This window comes from Pantoea sp. R102 (assembly GCF_004916815.1).
Taxonomy (GTDB): Bacteria; Pseudomonadota; Gammaproteobacteria; order Enterobacterales; family Enterobacteriaceae; genus Pantoea; species Pantoea dispersa.
The window spans coordinates 1-18454 of the sequence record NZ_SDFT01000176.1 but is presented as its reverse complement, the minus strand read 5'-3'; the positions used below and the strand labels follow the sequence as shown (position 1 = coordinate 18454).

Genomic DNA, 18454 nt, shown 5'->3' with positions numbered 1-18454 from the left:
ACGCGCCAGCACCGGCGCAGTGCCGCTGGAGGAGATCGCCACCACCAGCGGTGAGCGGTCAACAATCGACGGGAAGATAAAGCTGCATTTTGGCTGGTCGTCGACCACATTCACCAGCTTGTGGCGCGCATTGGCGGCATCAAATACCTGCGCGTTGAGGGCGTTATCGTCGGTGGCGGCAATCACGAGGAAAACATCGTCCAGCTGCGCTGCGTCGAAGTGCTGAGCAATCCACTCGATGGCGTTAATGTCGCGCAGCGCCTGCAGTTCATGGCCGAGCTCGCGCGCGGCTACCCGCACGTGCGCACCGGCACGCCGCAGCAGCTCAATTTTACGCGCAGCGATTTCGCCACCGCCGACCACCAGCACCGGACGGTTTTTGAGATCGGCAAAGAGAGGCAAGTAATCCACGTTAACCTTGTTAGTTTTACAATAAGTTAACGCGACTATACGTCCCCGCCTTCTGGCAGATGAAATTACGAATTAGCATGAGTAGTTACCAAATGGAATAACGCACCGGGATTGCTGATAACAATTTGTGCTTAACAAATGATATTGCTGGTGTTTCGGAGCGATACAAATTGTGCAGGCGTCGTCACAGTTTCATACTAACTCAGAATTTTTTTACCCTGACGGGATGTCAGAAAAGGACAACCACTATGTTTGCCACTCTCCGCCGCAGCGTGCTGGCAGCACTGATTGCCGGCGGTTTGCCTCTTTTGGCGCAGGCTGCAGCGATCGCCCCTGGCCACTTTGCCGAACAGCAGCTGCGTCACATCGCCACCTATTTCCCCGGCCGCATGAGCGGCAGCCCGGCCGAGCTGATGACGGCAGATTATCTGCAGCAGCAGTTCACCCAGCTTGGTTATCAGAGCAATACCCGGCAGTTTAATACCAGCTATAACTGGCTGGAGAAACAGGGCATCACGCGCCGCCATAAAGTGACGGCGACCTCGGTGATCGCCGCACGCGCCGGCAGCGTGCCGCAGGAGATTCTGATCGTCACCCATCTGGATACCTGGACGCCGCTCAGCCAGCACGAGGCAGACAATAATCTCGGCGGCCTGCGTTTGCAGGGCGTGGACGATAACGCTTCCGGGCTGGGCGTGATGCTGGAGCTGGCGCAGGCGTTGAGTCAAACGCCGCTGCACTATGGCGTGCGCTTTGTGGCACTGAGCGCAGGCGAAGCCGGTTTACACGGTATGGATGATTATCTGGCGCGCATGAGCGTGCAGGAGAAGAAAGATACGCTGCTGGTGATCGATCTGAATAGCCTGATCGTTGGCGATCGCCTCTACTTTAATAACGGCATGAATACACCAGCGGCGGTACGCAAGCAGACCAGCGCGCGCGCCCTGCAGATTGCGCACCGTTACGGCATCACGGCCGCCAGCCACGTGCTGACCGCACGCGACTACCCGGGCGTTAATCCGTTTGATAAAGCCGGGATTCCGCTGCTGGACGTCACCGCGGCCAACTGGGCGCTGGGCAATAAAGCCGGTGAGCAGCAGCGCGCGCGTTCACCGCATTTTCCGGAGGGCACGGTGCGCCACCAGACCGGGCGCGATAATCTGACTTACATCGACCACTGGCTGCCGGGGCGCATCCATCAGCGCACGCGCGACAGCGTACGTATTTTGCAGCCGCTGCTGACGGAGCTGGCTAATCCGACGTTGTAAGATCCTGCCGTTTTTTTGCGGGTGCGCACTGCTGCGCACCCGCAGCAATTGCGCCCGTCAGCCTTCGTGTAACCCGCACTCGCGTTTGAGGCCGAAAAAGCGCGTCTCTTCCTCAGCCATCCCCGGCTCCCACTTGCGCGTGGTGTGCGTGTCGCCCACGGACAGGTAACCTTCGTCCCACAGCGGATGGTACTTCAGCCCATGCTGCTTCAGATACTGGTGCACCTGACGGTTATCCCAGTCGATGATCGGCAGGATTTTGAACACGCCACGCTGCACGGCCAGTACCGGCAGGCTGGCACGGCTGCCGGACTGATCGCGGCGCAGGCCGGCAAACCAGGTCTGCGCACCCAGCGTTTGCAGCGCGCGGTTCATCGGCTCGACTTTGTTAAGCTGGTTGTACTGCTCGATCCCTTCAACGCCCTGCTCCCACAGCTTGCCGTAGCGCGCTTCCTGCCACGCCGGTGAGGTTTCGGCGCGGAAGATCTGCAGATTCAGGTTCAGCTGCTGCGTCAGTTCATCAATGAAGCGGTAGGTCTCAGGGAACAGATAACCGGTATCGGTGAGGATCACCGGAATATCCGGGCGCTGCTGCGTGACCATGTGCAACAACACCGCCGCCTGAATACCAAAACTCGACGACAGCACAAAGGCGCCCGGCAGCTGCTCCAGCGCCCAGCTGACGCGCTGTTCGGCAGAGAGCTTTTCCAGCTGGACGTTGCTTTCCGCCAGCGCCATGATGCGATCGACTTTGCTGCCGCTGTTCAGGCTGGAGAGATCGGGTAGTGTCATACTGCCTCCGGGTCCCAGAAATCACGGGCGGGATCGATCACCGGCTGCACAATGCCCGCGCGAATCACGAAGTCACCAAACCCTTCATCTGCCGTGCGCTCGCTGGCCCAGCGCGCTACCAGCTCATCGATGCTGGCGAGGATTTCGTTTTCCGTGATGTTTTCGCGGTACATGCGCGGGATGCGCGTGCCGATGCGATTACCACCAATATGCAGGTTGTAACGGCCCGGCGCTTTGCCCACCAGGCCCAGTTCGGCCAGCATGGCACGCCCGCAGCCGTTCGGACAACCGGTAACGCGTAACACTATGTGCTCTTCGCCGACGCCGTGGCGGTGCATGATCTCCTCCACTTTGCTGACGAAAGACGGCAGGAAGCGTTCGGCTTCAGCCATCGCCAGCGGACAGGTCGGGAAGGCCACGCAGGCCATGGAGTTTTCACGCTGCGGCGTGACCGCTTCCATCAGGCCGTGCTCACGCGCAATGGCTTCGATCTGCGCTTTCTGCACCTCCGGTACGCCGGCCACAATCAGGTTCTGATTGGCGGTCAGGCGGAAATCGCCCTGATGCACTTTGGCAATCTCCGCGATACCGCGCTTCAGCGGACGGCCCGGATAATCCAGCAGGCGACCGTTTTCGATAAACAGCGTCAGGTGCCATTTCTTGTCGATGCCCTTCACCCAGCCGATGCGATCGCCACGGGTGGTAAATTCGTACGGGCGAATCGGCTCGAAGGTCAGGCCGGCACGCTTCTCGACTTCGGCTTTAAAGGTCTCGACGCCGACGCGCTCCAGCGTGTATTTGGTTTTGGCATTTTTACGATCGGTACGGTTACCCCAGTCGCGCTGCGTGGTGACCACCGCCGCAGCCACATCAAGGATCTTCTCCACTGGCAGGTAGCCAAACTCGCTGGCGGTGCGCGCGTAGGTGGCTTTGTTGCCGTGCTCAATCGACAAGCCGCCGCCGACCAGCAGGTTAAAGCCAATCAGCTTGCCGTTCTCCGCAATGGCGATGAAGTTCAGATCGTTCGCATGCAGATCGACATCGTTATGCGGCGGCACCACCACGGTGGTTTTAAACTTACGTGGCAGATAGGTCTCACCGAGGATCGGCTCCTGATCGGTGGTGGCGACCTTCTCCTGATCCCACCAGATCTCGGCGTAGGCGCGCGTCTGCGGCAGCAGGTGCTCGGAAAGCTTTTTCGCCCACTCATACGCTTCCTGATGCAGCTCTGACTCCACCGGGTTCGAGGTACACAGCACGTTACGGTTGACGTCGTTAGCGGTGGCCAGCGCGTCCAGTCCGACTTCATGCAGCATCTGGTGAGTCGGCTTAACGTTCTTCTTCAGAATGCCGTGAAACTGGAATGTCTGACGGTTAGTCAGGCGAATGCTGCCGTACAGCGTTTTGTCGGTGGCAAATTTATCAATCGCCAGCCACTGCGTTGGCGTGATGATGCCGCCCGGCAGACGGCAGCGCAGCATCATCGCATGTCGCGGTTCCAGCTTCTGCGCGGCGCGCTCGGCGCGGATGTCGCGGTCATCCTGCTGGTACATGCCGTGAAAACGGATCAGCAGGAAGTTATCGCCGGTAAAGCCGCCGGTCAGGCCATTGTCGAGATCTTCTAAAATGGTGCCGCGCAGGTAGTTGCTCTGCTTTTTCAGACGCTCGGCGTCGGAAAGTTTGCCTTCAACCACCAGCGGTCCAGGATGTTTTTCGCTCATTAGTAAACGTCTCGCTGATAACGGCGCTCAATGCGCAGCTCACTTAAAAATTCGTCAGCGGTTTCACGATCCATGCCGCCGTGTTCGACCACCACATCCAGTAATGCCTGTTCAACGTCTTTCGCCATGCGATTGGCGTCGCCGCAGACGTACAGGTGCGCGCCCTCTTCAATCCAGCGCCACACTTCCGCCCCTCTGGCGCGGATTTTATCCTGTACGTAAATCTTTTCGGCCTGATCGCGTGACCACGCCAGATCGATATGGGTCAGCAGACCGTCTTTAACGTATTTCTGCCACTCTACCTGATAGAGGAAATCTTCGGTGAAGTGCGGATTACCAAAGAACAGCCAGTTTTTACCACTGGCACCGTCGTTTTCACGCTGCTGCATGAAGGCGCGGAACGGGGCAATGCCGGTGCCCGGGCCGATCATGATCACTGGCGCATCCGGATTGGCCGGCAGGCGGAAATTATCGTTATGCTCGATGAACACGCGGATTTCGCCATCTTCTTCCAGGCGATCGGCCAGCCAGGTAGAAGCGCCGCCGCCGCGCTGACGGCCGTCAATTTCATAACGCACCGCGCCGACGGTGATATGCACTTCGGTTTCGCTCTCCGCCTGCGACGAGGCGATGGAGTAAAGCCGCGGCGTCAGCGGACGCAGCAGGCCAGTCAGCTGGCCGGCGTTCAGTTCGGTGGGCGCCTGGCGCACCATGTCGACAATCGGGAAACTCTGCGCGAAGCTTTGCAGCTTCGGCTTGTCGCCCGCCAGCGCCAGCAGCGCCTCATTGCGCGACAGGGCTGCATACTGCTCGACGATCTGCGGCGTGTTGACCGTCAGCTCAAAATGTTTCTGCAGTGCCTCGGCCAGCGGCAGGGTTTCTCCGCGCACCTCGACCTGCTCATCGCCTTTCAGCCATACCAGCTGCAGCAGCTCCTGCACCAGTTCCGCATCGTTTTCATACCATACGCCGAGCGCATCGCCTGGCTGGTAACGCAGACCGGAATCACCCAGATCGATTTCGATATGGCGCACGTCTTTATCTGAGTTGCGACCGGTAATTTTCTGGTTCAGCGCAAAGCTGGCGGTGAGCGGCGCTTCTTTGGTGTAAGGACTGCTGTCCACCTGGTTGACGCTGCCAGCCGCGCTGGCTGCCAGCTGCGCTGCCGGTTCCGCCGGCACGCGCGCTTTGAGAATATCGGTGAGCTGCAGCCGCCAGGCGCTGGCCAGCTCGCTGTATTCAACATCGGCATCCACGCGATCCAGCAGGCGTTCGCCGCCCAGTTCAGCCAGACGCTGGTCGAAGTCTTTACCGGCCTGACTGAAAAATTCATAGGAGGTATCGCCAAGACCGAACACGGCAAAGGCGGTATCACTCAGCTTCGGCGCTTTCTTCGACAGCAGGAATTTATGCAGCGCCACCGCCTCTTCCGGCGGTTCGCCCTCGCCCTGCGTTGAGGTCACGATGACCAGCAGTTTTTCCTGACCGATCTGTTTGAATTTATAGTCGCCGGCATTCACCAGGTTGACGCTCAGTTTCGCCGCCAGCAAATCGTCACGCAGCTGCTCGGCCAGCCGGCGCGCATTGCCGGTTTGGGAGGCGGAGATCAGCGTAATGCCCGGCACCTCAGCGGCGACCGGCGCAGGCGCGGCTACGGTGCCCGGTGCCTGATTAACCATGCCCCAGAAGTAGCCCGAGAGCCATGCCAGCTGCGTTGGATTGAAATCGGTGGTCGCGGCCTGTAAGCGCGCAATTTGCTCCGGGGATAGCGGAAGCATCGCTGGGGGTGCCTGAGTCGTCATCGCGTTAAAAATTCCAGTGTCAGAAATCCGTACCGGGAAGCGGCGGAAGAGTGGGTAGGTTACCGGCCTGTATATTAACGATTAAATAAGGCTTCGACATAATAAATAACCAAAATGACTAAGTGGTTTTTTGGGTCAGACTAACCAGTAAAAGTGGTAAATAAAGTTGTCGTAATTCAATCAGTTAATTTACGGCGTAAGCGGCAGATCGGCAGAAATGCCCTTTTCAGCGCTGGCGGGTGCGAAAAATCTGCTTTTCAGGTAGACTTCAGCGGTTTTTACGTCTGAGAGCCATTATGTCTACCACGCTGTTTAAAGAGTTCCAGTTTGAAGCGGCCCACCGCTTACCTCACGTGCCGGAAGGGCATAAATGCGGTCGTCTGCACGGCCATTCATTTCTGGTGCGACTGGAAATTACCGGTGAAGTGGATGCGCATACCGGTTGGGTAATGGATTTTGCCGAACTGAAGGCGGCGTTCAGGCCGATCTACGATCGCCTCGATCACCATTATCTCAACGATATTCCCGGTCTGGAGAACCCGACCAGCGAAGTGCTGGCGAAATGGATCTGGGATGAGATGAAGCCGATTCTGCCTGAGCTGAGTGCGGTGATGATCAAAGAGACCTGCACCGCTGGTTGCGTCTATCGCGGCTGACAGCCGCGGTAAAGGTCAGAAGGTCGCCATCAATGGCGACCCTGCGGTGTAATGCGTTTTACAGGGTGCGCATTGATGCGCATCGGGTACCATTGGCCAGGTCGCCATCAATGGCGACCCTACGGTGTAATGCGTTTTGTAGGGTGCGCATTGATGCGCATCGTCTACCATTAGCCAGGTCGCCATCAATGGCGGGCCTACGGTGTAATGAGTTTTACAGGGTGCGCATTGATGCGCACCAGCCACAATTGCGTTGATTTTGCCGGGTGCGCATCGGGTGAATCAGGCGATATTCAGGTATTTGTGCGTCTGCATCGAAAGCCGCCAGTTGCGGGCAATGCAGGTTTCAATACACAGTCTGGTCGCCGCCTCGCCACGGCTGATGGGCTGCAGCGCCACAATGCGTTTTTTCTCATCCTGCAGGCCAGCCAGCAGCGCATCCAGCGCTTCCACGTCCCGCTCACGCGCCACCGGATGTTTGATCTCATCGGCACGCTGCAGCGCCTGCGGCAGCACATCGTAGCCACCCCGCATGTTCACCTTCGGCGACACCGTCACCCAGGTGGCAGCGGAACAGTGCACTTCATGCGTGCCGCTGGTTTCAATCTGACACTGAAAACCGGCCGCTTCCAGCGCTTCGGTCAGTGGACGTAAGTCAAAAATTGCCGGCTCACCGCCGGTGATTACCACATGGCGGGCGGTCCAGCCCTGACGCTGCATGCTCTCAATCAGCGTGGCCGCATCGGCGCTGCCCCAGGCATCGCTCTCCACGGTTTTGACCAGAATGTCCCCCAGCGACGTCTCCCGATCCGCCCGCGTTTCCCAGGTATGTTTGGTATCACACCAGCTACAGCCCACCGGACATCCTTGTAAGCGGATAAAGATGGCCGGCACGCCAGTGTAAAAACCTTCGCCCTGCAGCGTCTGGAACATTTCGTTAATCGGGTAGAACATTTTTTACTCACGTCAGAAATTCGAGGCGCAGATTATGGCAGATTTTGTGCGTCGCTTCACAGCTGCTTCGTGCCATAAAAAGCAAAAGCCCCGCACGAGGCGGGGCTTGATGTCAGGCGATGTGGCCGTTTAGCCACATCCGCAGGCGATTACGCCTGGCCTTTAACTTCTTTCAGACCGTTGAACGGCGCTTTGTCACCCAGCGCTTCTTCGATACGAATCAGCTGGTTGTACTTAGCAACGCGGTCAGAACGGCTCATAGAACCGGTTTTGATCTGGCCAGCAGCAGTACCGACCGCCAGGTCAGCGATGGTCGCGTCTTCAGTTTCGCCAGAGCGGTGAGAGATGACCGCGGTGTAGCCAGCGTCTTTCGCCATCTTGATCGCAGCCAGGGTTTCGGTCAGAGAACCGATCTGGTTGAATTTGATCAGGATAGAGTTAGCGATGCCTTTCTCGATGCCTTCTTTCAGGATTTTGGTGTTAGTCACGAACAGGTCGTCGCCCACCAGCTGAATTTTGTCGCCCAGCACTTTGGTCTGGTAAGCGAAGCCATTCCAGTCAGACTCATCCAGACCGTCTTCGATAGAAACGATTGGGTACTGTTTGGTCAGGTCTTCCAGGAAGTGGGTGAACTCTTCAGAAGTGAAGGCTTTGTTGCCTTCGCCAGCAAGCACATATTTGCCGTCTTTGTAGAATTCAGATGCTGCGCAGTCCATCGCCAGGGTGATGTCTTTGCCCAGCTCGTAGCCTGCTGCTTTAACAGCTTCGGCGATAACGGCCAGCGCTTCGGCGTTTGAACCCAGGTTTGGCGCGTAGCCACCTTCGTCACCCACCGCGGTGTTCATGCCTTTGGCTTTCAGGACTTTAGCCAGGTGATGGAACACTTCAGAACCCATACGGATGGCTTCTTTCACGGTTTTCGCGCCAACCGGCTGAATCATGAACTCCTGGATATCAACGTTGTTATCCGCGTGCTCACCACCGTTGATGATGTTCATCATTGGCAGTGGCATAGAGTATTTGCCCGGGGTGCCGTTCAGTTCTGCAATGTGTGCGTACAGTGGCAGACCTTTAGAGGCTGCTGCTGCTTTCGCCGCTGCCAGGGAAACCGCCAGAATGGCGTTTGCACCGAAGTTGGATTTGTTGTCAGTACCGTCCAGCTCGATCATGATCTTATCGATGTTCGCCTGGTCTTTGGCATCTTTGCCTTTTACCGCGTCAGCGATTGGGCCGTTAACCGCAGCAACCGCTTTGGTTACGCCTTTGCCCAGGAAACGAGACTTATCACCGTCACGCAGCTCCAGTGCTTCGCGTGAACCAGTTGATGCACCTGATGGCGCAGCAGCCAGACCAACGAAACCGCCTTCCAGATGCACTTCTGCTTCTACAGTCGGGTTGCCACGGGAGTCGATGATTTCGCGACCGATGACTTTAACGATTTTGGACATTCGATTTTCCTCAGTACAAGTTAGTCAATCCTAAGACAAACAACGCGCGAAAAGTTCGCGCGCTGTTCGTTAAACTCTTACTTCGCTAAACGCTTCTGGTGCTCCTGCGCGGCTTTCACAAAGCCAGCGAACAGCGGATGACCATCACGCGGGGTCGACGTGAATTCCGGGTGGAACTGGCAGGCTACAAACCATGGATGATTCGGGATCTCAATGATCTCCACCAGTTGATCGTCGCCGGAACGGCCTGCAATGTGCAGACCCGCCGCTTCAATCTGCTTCAGCAGCAGATTGTTTACTTCGTAACGGTGGCGATGACGCTCAGTAATGACGTCAGAGCCGTACAGCTGGCGCACTTTGCTTTCCGGCGTCAGCTGGCACTGCTGGCTTCCCAGACGCATGGTGCCGCCCAGATCGCTCTGCTCGGTACGCTGTTCAACGTTACCGTTTTCATCGCGCCATTCGGTGATTAACGCAACCACCGGGTACTTACAGTCTGGCACAAATTCAGTGGAGTTGGCGCCTTCCATCCCGGCCACGTTGCGCGCGAATTCCATCAGCGCAATCTGCATGCCAAGGCAAATGCCGAGGTACGGAATGTTGTTTTCACGCGCGTATTGCGCGGTCAGCAATTTTCCTTCCACTCCGCGGTAACCGAAGCCACCAGGAATCAGGATAGCATCAAGATCTTTCAGAATTTCGACGCCGCGCGTTTCCACGTCCTGCGAATCGATCAGCTTGATGTTAACGGTGACGCGATTTTTCAGGCCGCCGTGCTTCAGCGCTTCAATCACGGATTTGTAGGCATCCGGCAGTTCGACATATTTGCCGACCATACCGATGGTGACTTCGCCGCCCGGATTGGCTTCTTCGTAAATCACCTGCTCCCACTCGGCCAGATTGGCTTCCGGCGCGCTCAGGTTGAAACGCTTGCAGATGTAATCATCCAGACCCTGCGATTTCAGCAGGCCCGGGATCTTGTAGATCGAATCAACGTCTTTCAGCGAGATAACCGCTTTTTCCGGCACGTTACAGAACAGGGCGATCTTCGCTCGCTCGTTAGCGGGCACCGCGCGGTCTGAACGGCAAATCAGCACGTCAGGCTGAATACCAATCGACAGCAGTTCTTTAACCGAGTGCTGAGTTGGCTTGGTTTTCACTTCACCCGCCGCCGCCATGTAAGGCACCAGCGTCAGGTGCATATACATGGTGTGTTCACGGCCCACATCGACCGCCATCTGGCGAATCGCTTCCAGGAACGGCAGGGATTCGATATCGCCCACGGTTCCGCCGATTTCCACCAGCACGACGTCATGACCTTCGCCACCTTCAATGATGCGCTCTTTGATGGCGTTGGTGATGTGTGGGATGACCTGAATGGTCGCGCCCAGATAGTCGCCGCGACGCTCTTTGCGCAGCACTTCTGAGTAGATACGGCCGGTAGTAAAGTTGTTGCGGCGCGACATTTTGGTACGGATGAAGCGCTCGTAGTGACCTAAATCCAGATCGGTCTCGGCCCCGTCATCGGTGACGAACACTTCACCGTGCTGCGTAGGGCTCATGGTACCCGGATCGACGTTGATATACGGATCGAGTTTCATGATGGTCACATTCAGACCACGTGCTTCAAGGATGGCTGCGAGGGAGGCTGCGGCAATGCCTTTGCCCAGAGAGGAAACGACCCCGCCGGTCACAAAAATATAATTCGTTGTCATGCTGAACCTGAGAGTTTAGGTTTAAAGACGGTGGAATAACCAGGACGGGAAAACAGTATACCCGAAGTCGTCCGCAGCCACAATTGATGAATCACACCATCCTCCTCGCATTACAGCCTGTAACATAGCGGAGAGTGCCGGGTGAAATGTTGAAGTACGTCACAAAGTTGCCGACTGGCTGAATCGAGTAAGCTCAGGCGGTGATTTTATGCGCAGCGCTGGAATAATCACCTGCGCTGCGCAGAGAGGCTGAATAAGGTTATTCGCCGGCTTTAACCTGCTGCCAGGCGGCTTCCATCTGCGCCAGCGTAGCCTGTTCCATGCTCAGCCCCTGGGCCTGAATAATATTCTCTACCTGACGGAAGCGGCGCTCGAACTTGTCGTTGGCCCTCTGCAGCGCGGTTTCCGCTTTGCTGCCGAGATGGCGTGACAGATTGACGGTAGCGAACAACAGATCGCCAATCTCCTCTTCCAGCTTGTCGCTGTCCACCACGGTCTGCTGCGCTTCATGCATCACTTCGTCGATCTCTTCATGCACTTTATCCAGCACCGGCCCGAGGCTGTCCCAGTCGAAGCCTACGCTGTGACAGCGCTTCTGGATTTTATAGGCGCGCATCAGCGCCGGCAGCGCTTTCGGGATATCGTCCAGCACCGAGTGCTGCGACTTCTCCGCACGCTCGCGCTGCTTGATCGCCTCCCAGTTTTTCAGCACTTCGGCCGTGGAATCGACCTGGGCTTCGCCGAAGATGTGCGGATGGCGACGCTCCAGTTTGTCACTGATGGCGTTGCAGATGTCATCGAAATTGAAACGCTGCTGTTCCTCGGCCATGCGGGCGTAGAACACCACCTGAAACAGCAGATCGCCCAGTTCGCCGCGCAGATCGTCAAAGTCTTCGCGCTGGATGGCGTCGATAACTTCATAGGTCTCTTCCAGCGTATACGGCGCGATAGAGGCGAAAGTCTGCTGGCGATCCCACGGGCAGCCGCGCACCGGATCGCGCAGGGTTTGCATGATGGTGAGCAGGCGGTTTAAAGCAGTCATGAAAGTCCCCGGAACAACAAGATAAAAAGCCGCCATTAATGGCGACCCTGCAGGGTAATTACGCGGTTTTGCCCGGGTGCGCATTGCTGCGCACCGGTCTCAGCAGGGCTTAATGTAAGCGGCGCGCATCGATAATATCCGGCACCTGATTAAGGCGCGCCAGCACGCGACCCAGCACCTGCTGGTTATAAATCTCGATATCCATATCGATGGTGGCGAGCTGCTTTTTGGTGTCGCTGCGGCTGGACACGCCCAGCACGTTGACCTTTTCATTGGCCAGAATGGTGGTGATGTCGCGCAGCAGCCCGCTGCGATCGTTGGCCGTCACGCGTACCACCAGCGAATAACCGCTGGAGTAACTTTCGCCCCACACCGCATCGACAATGCGTTCCGGTGCATGCGAAATCAGTTCGCTGAGCTGATCGCAGTCGGCGCGGTGAATCGAAATGCCGCGCCCCTGGGTAATAAACCCGACAATATCATCGCCCGGAATCGGCTGGCAGCAGCGCGCAATGTGGTGCAGCAGATTGCCGACGCCCTCCACCACCACGCGGCCACTCTCTTTGCGCGCCGACGACGGCTGATGCGATTTCTGCGTCAGCTGACGCAGCGCCTCGCGATCTTCCTCTTCAGCGCTCGGCTTGTTGAGCTTCGCCTGCAGGAAATTAACCATCTGGTTAAGACGGATATCCCCGCCGCCAATCATCGCCAGCAGCTCATCCTGCGAGCTGACGTTATAACGCGGCAGCAGCAGCTTCTCGGCTTCGCGCATGCTGATATCCAGCTGGCCCAGCTCGCTATCCAGAATCTGCCGGCCGGCCGCGATATTTTTGTCGCGATCCTGTTTACGGAACCAGGCATGAATCTTCGAGCGCCCGCGGCTGGTGGTGATATAGCCGAGGTTGGGGTTCAGCCAGTCGCGGCTCGGGTTCGGCTGCTTCTGGGTGATCACCTCAATCTGATCGCCCATCTGTAGCTGATAGGTAAAGGGCACGATACGGCCGCCAATTTTGGCGCCGATGCAGCGATGACCAATATCACTGTGGATGTGGTAGGCAAAGTCGAGCGGCGTGGAACCGGCCGGCAAATCGACCACGTCGCCCTTTGGCGTAAACACGTACACGCGATCATCAAATACCTGGCTGCGTACCTCTTCCAGCATCTCGCCGGAATCCGCCATCTCTTCCTGCCAGGTAATCAGTTTACGCAGCCAGGCGATGCGCTCTTCGTGCCCTGCGGCACCGCGCGCGTTGCTGGCCGTCGGCCCTTCTTTGTACTTCCAGTGTGCCGCGACGCCCAGTTCAGCGTCCTCATGCATCTGGCGGGTACGGATCTGAATCTCGACCGTTTTGCCCTGCGGGCCCAGCACCACGGTATGAATCGACTGATAGCCGTTTGGCTTGGGATTGGCGACGTAATCGTCGAACTCACTAGGCAGATGACGATACAGCGTGTGGACGGTGCCGAGCGCGCCGTAGCAGTCCTGCAGGCGTTCAGCGACGATGCGCACTGCACGCACGTCGAACAGCTCATCAAACGCCAGCGACTTCTTCTGCATTTTGCGCCAGATGCTGTAGATATGCTTGGGACGGCCGTAAACTTCCGCACGCACGCCCTCTTTTTGCATCTCTTTACGCAGGTTATCGACGAAGTTATCAATGTATTGTTCACGATCGATGCGGCGTTCGTGCAGCAGTTTGGCGATGCGTTTGTATTCGTCAGGATGCAGGTAGCGGAAGCAGTAATCTTCCAGCTCCCATTTGAGCTGGCCGATACCAAGACGGTTGGCCAGCGGCGCATAAATGTTGGTGCTCTCTTTCGCCGCCAGCACGCGCTCATCTTCCGGCGCATCTTTCATCTCGCGCAGATGGGCAATACGTTCTGCCAGCTTGATGACCACGCAGCGGAAATCTTCCACCATCGCCAGCAGCATGCGGCGCACGTTATCCACCTGCTCCGAGGCCATCGAGTCGTTGTGAATGGCTTTCAGCTGGCGGATGGCATCCATATCGCGCACGCCGTGCACCAGCGAGACGATGCTTTTGCCAAAGGCCTTCTCCAGATCCTCTTCGCTCACCACGCCCGCATTGGCCAGCGGGAACAGCAGCGCGGCGCGCAGACTGTCGATGTCCATACTGAGCATGGTGAGAATTTCCACCATCTCAATACCGCGCCACAGCAGCAGAGCCTGATCTGGATGGTCGTGCGTTTCGGCTTCACAGTAGCGCCATGTTTCCGCCAGTCGTTCGCAGGATTGCGGATTACTGATACTCAAGCTGGCGATCCACTGGTCAAGGGCAAATTCTCCGGCCGTATTTAAATGCGCACTTCTAACCGCAACCATATCCTCTCCTGCCACAGCGACTTAAACATCGCTTATGTTTTGCTAAACAGCACCATGGATTCGAGATGGCTGGTATGAGGGAACATATCCAGCATCGCGACCCTTTCCAGATGGTAGCCCGCCGACAGTAATGTCTGACTGTCGCGGGCAAGTGTTGTCGGGTTACAGGAAACATAGACCACGCGTTGCGGCGCAAGTTTAACGATATGCGACATCACGCCCGCGGCCCCGGCACGCGCCGGATCCAGTAACACCTTATTAAATCCCTGCGCCGCCCAGGGCTGGCGCGAGACATCTTCCTCTAAATTGTGCTGGAAGAAGCAGACATTTCTGAGATTGTTAAGCTGAGCATTATACTCTGCCTGGCGCACTAATGCTGCAACGCCCTCCACACCCACCGCATTTTGTACGAACTTTCCTAGCGGCAATGTGAAGTTGCCCATGCCGCAGAACAGATCGAGCACCCGATCGTCCGGCTGCAGATCCAGCCAGGCAATCGCCTGTGCCACCATCTGCTGATTCACGCCATCGTTGACCTGAATGAAATCCTGCGGGCTAAAGGTTAGCTGCAAATCAAACGAGCGATAGTAAGGCTGCTCCGCGCCGAGCGCCTGCAGCGCGTCACCGCCGTCCGCCAGCCAGATCATCAGCCGGTGCTCATGCGAAAAACGTTCCAGTTTTGTCCGGTCCGCAGCGGAGAGCGCATCAAGATGGCGCAGCACCATTAGCGGACCGTTATCCGCCAGCACCAGTTCCACATGCCCCAGCCGTTTCACTGCGTGCAGGCTGCAGAGACATTGGTGCAGCGGCTGCAGCAGCGCCTCAAGCTCGGGCACCAAAACGGGGCATTGCGTCACATCAATCAGATCGTTACTGCCCGCCTGACGGAAGCCCATCTGCAGGCGCTGCTGCTTCGGCAGCCACTGCAAACCGAGACGCGCGCGCCGGCGATAGCCCCAGGGCGCAGCGCTGATGATCTCATCCACCTGCACCGGCAGCGCCGCTTCCTGACTCAGCATGCGGCCCAGCGCCCGCGCTTTGCTCTCCTGCTGCAGCGCCACGGACACGTGCTGCTGCTGGCAGCCGCCGCACACGCCGAAATGGATGCAGCGCGGTTGCTGGCGCTGCGGGCTCGGTTGTGTAATCTTTTTGGCTTTGCCGCGCGCAAACTGACGCTTATCTTCGGTCAGGATCACCTCGGCCTGTTCGCCGGGCAGCGCGCCGCTGACAAACAGCGTTTTACCGTTATGGCGCGCCACGCCCTGACCAAAGGGATCAAGCTCGTCAATGGTGACGCTGAGACGTTGCTTCGTCGTCACGCGCTGTTTTGCGGAGTAAAATTGCGCCATAGTATTGTGAATTCTCAGTTTTCATTAGGTGTGCAGCCGTATGCGGTTTTTGCACAGGGATAAAATGCCAGGAGTCGCCAGGCCACAATTATGACCAAATACAGCCTGCGGGCGCGAATGATGATTCTGATACTGGCGCCGACGCTGATGATTGGCCTGCTGCTCAGTACCTTCTTCGTGGTGCACCGCTACAACGAACTGCAGCACCAGGTGCGCGATGCCGGCGCTAACATTATCGAACCGCTGGCGGTGTCGAGCGAGTACGGCATGACGTGGCATAATCGTGATGCGATTCGCGAGCTGGTCAGCCTGCTGCATCGCCGTCATTCCGATATTGTCCGTGCCATTACGGTTTTCGACAACAACAATCACATCTACGTCAGCTCCAATAACAACCAGAACCTCGCGCTGCTGCAAAAAGCCGATATTTCCACGCTGGCGGATGGCGTGTCGGTGGAGCGACACGGCAACCTGATGGTGCTGCGCACGCCAATCATCTCTGAACGCTATTCGGTGGACGAACTGCCGGGTGAAGACGCCAAGCCGGCAGGGAATCCGCTGGGTTATGTGGCGATTGAGCTGGATCTGCAGTCGGTGCGGCTGGAGCAGTACAAAGAGGTGTTTGTCGCCACTCTGCTGCTGCTGTTTTGCCTGTGTATCGCCATGCTGTTTGCCTATCGACTGATGCGGGACGTCACCGGCCCGATTCGCAACATGGTTACCACCGTGGACCGCATCCGGCGTGGCCAGCTCGACAGCCGCGTGGATGGCTACATGCTGGGCGAGCTGAGCATCCTGAAAAACGGCATCAACGCCATGGCGATGTCGCTCACCGCCTACCATGAAGAGATGCAGCAGAACATCGACCAGGCAACCTACGATCTGCGCGAAACGCTCGAGCAGCTGGAGATTCAGAACGTCGAGCTGGACCTGGCGAAAAAGCGCGCCCAGGAAGCGGCACGCATCAAGTCGGAGTTTCTCGCCAATATGTCGCACGAGCTGCGCACGCCGCTCAATGGCGTGATTGGCTTTACCCGCCAGATGCTGAAAACCGGGCTGAGCACCAACCAGCGTGATTACATGAGCACCATTGAGCGCTCGGCCAATAACCTGCTGAGCATCATTAACGACGTGCTCGATTTCTCCAAACTGGAAGCTGGTAAGCTGGTGCTGGAGTCGATCCCGTTCCCGCTGCGCGCCACGCTGGATGAAACGCTGGTGCTGCTGGCGCCGTCCGCGCATGAGAAAGGCCTCGAGATCACCGTGTGCCTGGAGAAACAGGTGCCGGATAATGTGATTGGCGATCCGCTGCGTCTGCAGCAAATTCTGATCAACCTGATTGGCAACGCCATCAAATTCACCGAGCGCGGCCACATTGATCTGCGCGTCGAGCTGCGTCATCTCAGCATCACACGGGCGGAACTGGAGATTCAGGTGCACGATACCGGCATCGGTATCTCTGAGCAGCAGCAGTCGCAGCTGTTCCAGGCATTTCGTCAGGCGGACGCCAGTATTTCGCGCCGTCACGGCGGTACCGGTCTTGGCCTGGTGATTACGCAGAAACTGGTACACGAAATGGGCGGTGAGATCGCCTTCCACAGCCGGCAGAATCAGGGCTCCACCTTCTGGGTACAAGTACATCTGGATCTCAATCCTAACGCACCGGCGATTCCACGCATGCTGGACGATCTGCACGCCACGCCGCTGGCTTATATCGAACCCCATCCGGCGGTGGCGAAAGCGGTTCAGGAGATGCTGAGCATTACGCCTTTGCAGGTGCAGCACTTTGCCAGCCTTGACGATCTGCCCGACGCCCACTTCCCGCTGCTGCTGATGGGGCTGCCGGTCAGCGATCCGCATCCGGCTACGCTGTCCGATGCGCTGATTGCCCGCCTGCGCGCACACGCCGACTCCGTGCTGCTGGCGCTGCCAAGTGAAATGATGCTGTTCGCCGATGATTTGCGCGCGCGCGGTATCGCCGGCTGCATTGCCAAACCGGTGTCGCTGACGCGATTGCTGCCGATGCTGCTCGATCTCAACATGCGTCACAGCGACGCCGCCCCGCGCGGCGTAAGACAGCCGCTGACGGTGATGGCAGTGGATGATAATCCGGCCAACCTGAAGCTGATCGGCGCATTGCTGGAGGAGCAGGTCCAGAACATCATTCTGTGCGACAACGCCAGTCAGGCGATTCATCAGGCGCGGCAGCAGCGGCTGGACGTGATTCTGATGGATATTCAGATGCCGGACATCGACGGCATCCGCGCCAGCGAGATCATCCGCAGCCTGCCACAGCACGCCAGCACGCCGATTGTCGCGGTCACGGCGCATGCGCTGGATGGCGAACGCGAGCAGCTGATCGCCGCCGGCATGAATGATTATCTCGCCAAGCCGATTGATGAGGACAAGCTGAAGCAGCTGCTGCAGCGCTATGCGCCGGGCAGCGTGGCGAGCGCGGTGCGACAACCGGCGATCGCGCCCTCACTCGACTGGGCGCTTGCGCTGCGCCAGGCGGCGAATAAAGCCGAGCTGGCGCGCGATCTGCTGCAGATGCTGCTGGATTTTCTGCCGGAAGTGGAGCAGCGCGTGGCGCAGTGTATGGCGCAGAATGACGTCGATGGGCTGCGCGAGATTATCCACAAGCTGCACGGCAGCGCCAGCTACAGCGGCGTGCCACGGCTGAAACAGCTGTGTCAGCAGCTGGAGAAGAGTCTGCATCAGGAGAGCGATATTGCAGCGCTGGAACCAGAGCTGCTGGAGCTGAGCGACGAGATGGCGAATGTGGCGCGCGAAGCGCGTCAGGTGCTGGGCGTGGCGTAGTGAGGGTTGTGGGTTGTGTGCTGGGCCCTCACCCTAACCCTCTCCCGGCGGGAGAGGGAACCGTCCGGTGCGATCCAGAGGAACAGCGCGAAATCCAAATCCGTGCACCATCAGCCCCCTCTCCCGCCTGCG

General features: G+C 57.9%; 13 protein-coding genes. 3 read left to right on the top strand and 10 right to left on the bottom strand.

Features of this window, described 5'->3' with window-relative positions:
- Positions 1-411: bifunctional precorrin-2 dehydrogenase/sirohydrochlorin ferrochelatase (locus ERD80_RS17665; RefSeq protein ID WP_136547851.1), on the bottom strand; the 411-nt coding region annotated here is incomplete at its 3' end.
- Positions 412-659: 248 nt separating this feature from the next.
- Between ERD80_RS17665 and ERD80_RS17660 the strand changes: the two genes are divergently transcribed.
- Positions 660-1679, top strand: a complete 1020-nt coding sequence (locus tag ERD80_RS17660) for an aminopeptidase (RefSeq protein ID WP_058775990.1) — start codon at positions 660-662, stop codon at positions 1677-1679.
- Between the two features lie 57 nt (positions 1680-1736).
- Here the strand turns inward: ERD80_RS17660 and ERD80_RS17655 are convergent, their stop codons facing one another.
- From ERD80_RS17655 to cysJ, 3 genes are read right to left on the bottom strand one after another with little or no spacing between them, the layout of a single operon-like run.
- On the bottom strand, positions 1737-2471 hold the full coding sequence (locus tag ERD80_RS17655) for a phosphoadenylyl-sulfate reductase (protein ID WP_136547849.1): 735 nt from the start codon (positions 2469-2471) through the stop codon (positions 1737-1739).
- Positions 2468-4192, bottom strand: a complete 1725-nt coding sequence (cysI, locus tag ERD80_RS17650; protein ID WP_136547847.1) for an assimilatory sulfite reductase (NADPH) hemoprotein subunit — start codon at positions 4190-4192, stop codon at positions 2468-2470. The genes ERD80_RS17655 and cysI overlap by 4 nt, the downstream gene beginning before the upstream one ends.
- Positions 4192-5994: an NADPH-dependent assimilatory sulfite reductase flavoprotein subunit gene (gene cysJ, locus ERD80_RS17645; protein ID WP_059010908.1), complete on the bottom strand. Its 1803-nt coding sequence runs from the start codon at positions 5992-5994 to the stop codon at positions 4192-4194. Before cysJ ends, cysI begins: the two co-directional genes overlap by 1 nt.
- 293 nt (positions 5995-6287) lie before the next feature.
- Between cysJ and queD the strand changes: the two genes are divergently transcribed.
- Positions 6288-6650 carry a 6-carboxytetrahydropterin synthase QueD gene (gene queD / locus ERD80_RS17640; protein ID WP_176428100.1) on the top strand — a complete coding sequence of 121 codons (363 nt, stop codon included), beginning with the start codon at positions 6288-6290 and terminating at the stop codon, positions 6648-6650.
- Between the two features lie 282 nt (positions 6651-6932).
- Here the strand turns inward: queD and queE are convergent, their stop codons facing one another.
- From queE to rlmD, 6 genes are all read right to left on the bottom strand, one after another.
- On the bottom strand, positions 6933-7604 hold the full coding sequence (queE, locus tag ERD80_RS17635) for a 7-carboxy-7-deazaguanine synthase QueE (RefSeq protein ID WP_136547845.1): 672 nt from the start codon (positions 7602-7604) through the stop codon (positions 6933-6935).
- Positions 7605-7753: 149 nt separating this feature from the next.
- On the bottom strand, positions 7754-9052 hold the full coding sequence (gene eno / locus ERD80_RS17630) for a phosphopyruvate hydratase (protein ID WP_021507362.1): 1299 nt from the start codon (positions 9050-9052) through the stop codon (positions 7754-7756).
- Between the two features lie 77 nt (positions 9053-9129).
- Positions 9130-10767: a glutamine hydrolyzing CTP synthase gene (pyrG, locus tag ERD80_RS17625; protein WP_021507363.1), complete on the bottom strand. Its 1638-nt coding sequence runs from the start codon at positions 10765-10767 to the stop codon at positions 9130-9132.
- A 259-nt stretch (positions 10768-11026) separates the two neighbouring features.
- Entirely contained in the window at positions 11027-11809 is a 783-nt protein-coding gene (gene mazG, locus ERD80_RS17620; protein WP_136547843.1) for a nucleoside triphosphate pyrophosphohydrolase, read from the bottom strand.
- A gap of 109 nt (positions 11810-11918) precedes the next feature.
- On the bottom strand, positions 11919-14153 hold the full coding sequence (gene relA, locus ERD80_RS17615) for a GTP diphosphokinase (protein ID WP_021507365.1): 2235 nt from the start codon (positions 14151-14153) through the stop codon (positions 11919-11921).
- 32 nt (positions 14154-14185) lie between these two features.
- On the bottom strand, positions 14186-15502 hold the full coding sequence (gene rlmD / locus ERD80_RS17610; protein ID WP_136547841.1) for a 23S rRNA (uracil(1939)-C(5))-methyltransferase RlmD: 1317 nt from the start codon (positions 15500-15502) through the stop codon (positions 14186-14188).
- Positions 15503-15592: 90 nt separating this feature from the next.
- On the opposite strand from rlmD, the gene barA reads away from it, so the two are divergent.
- The gene (barA, locus tag ERD80_RS17605; protein ID WP_059010902.1) at positions 15593-18322 is read left to right on the top strand and encodes a two-component sensor histidine kinase BarA; all 2730 of its coding nucleotides are present in this window, start codon (positions 15593-15595) and stop codon (positions 18320-18322) included.
- Positions 18323-18454 lie beyond the last annotated feature (132 nt).

What these genes read in the sequence shown, in the direction of transcription:
- ERD80_RS17660 (WP_058775990.1), top strand. Translation starts at nt 660, where the DNA reads ATGTTTGCCACTCTCCGCCGCAGCGTGCTGGCAGCACTGATTGCCGGC.
- ERD80_RS17655 (WP_136547849.1), bottom strand. Translation starts at nt 2,471, where the DNA reads ATGACACTACCCGATCTCTCCAGCCTGAACAGCGGCAGCAAAGTCGAT.
- cysI (WP_136547847.1), bottom strand. Translation starts at nt 4,192, where the DNA reads ATGAGCGAAAAACATCCTGGACCGCTGGTGGTTGAAGGCAAACTTTCC.
- cysJ (WP_059010908.1), bottom strand. Translation starts at nt 5,994, where the DNA reads ATGACGACTCAGGCACCCCCAGCGATGCTTCCGCTATCCCCGGAGCAA.
- queE (WP_136547845.1), bottom strand. Translation starts at nt 7,604, where the DNA reads ATGTTCTACCCGATTAACGAAATGTTCCAGACGCTGCAGGGCGAAGGT.
- eno (WP_021507362.1), bottom strand. Translation starts at nt 9,052, where the DNA reads ATGTCCAAAATCGTTAAAGTCATCGGTCGCGAAATCATCGACTCCCGT.
- pyrG (WP_021507363.1), bottom strand. Translation starts at nt 10,767, where the DNA reads ATGACAACGAATTATATTTTTGTGACCGGCGGGGTCGTTTCCTCTCTG.
- mazG (WP_136547843.1), bottom strand. Translation starts at nt 11,809, where the DNA reads ATGACTGCTTTAAACCGCCTGCTCACCATCATGCAAACCCTGCGCGAT.
- relA (WP_021507365.1), bottom strand. Translation starts at nt 14,153, where the DNA reads ATGGTTGCGGTTAGAAGTGCGCATTTAAATACGGCCGGAGAATTTGCC.
- rlmD (WP_136547841.1), bottom strand. Translation starts at nt 15,502, where the DNA reads ATGGCGCAATTTTACTCCGCAAAACAGCGCGTGACGACGAAGCAACGT.
- barA (WP_059010902.1), top strand. Translation starts at nt 15,593, where the DNA reads ATGACCAAATACAGCCTGCGGGCGCGAATGATGATTCTGATACTGGCG.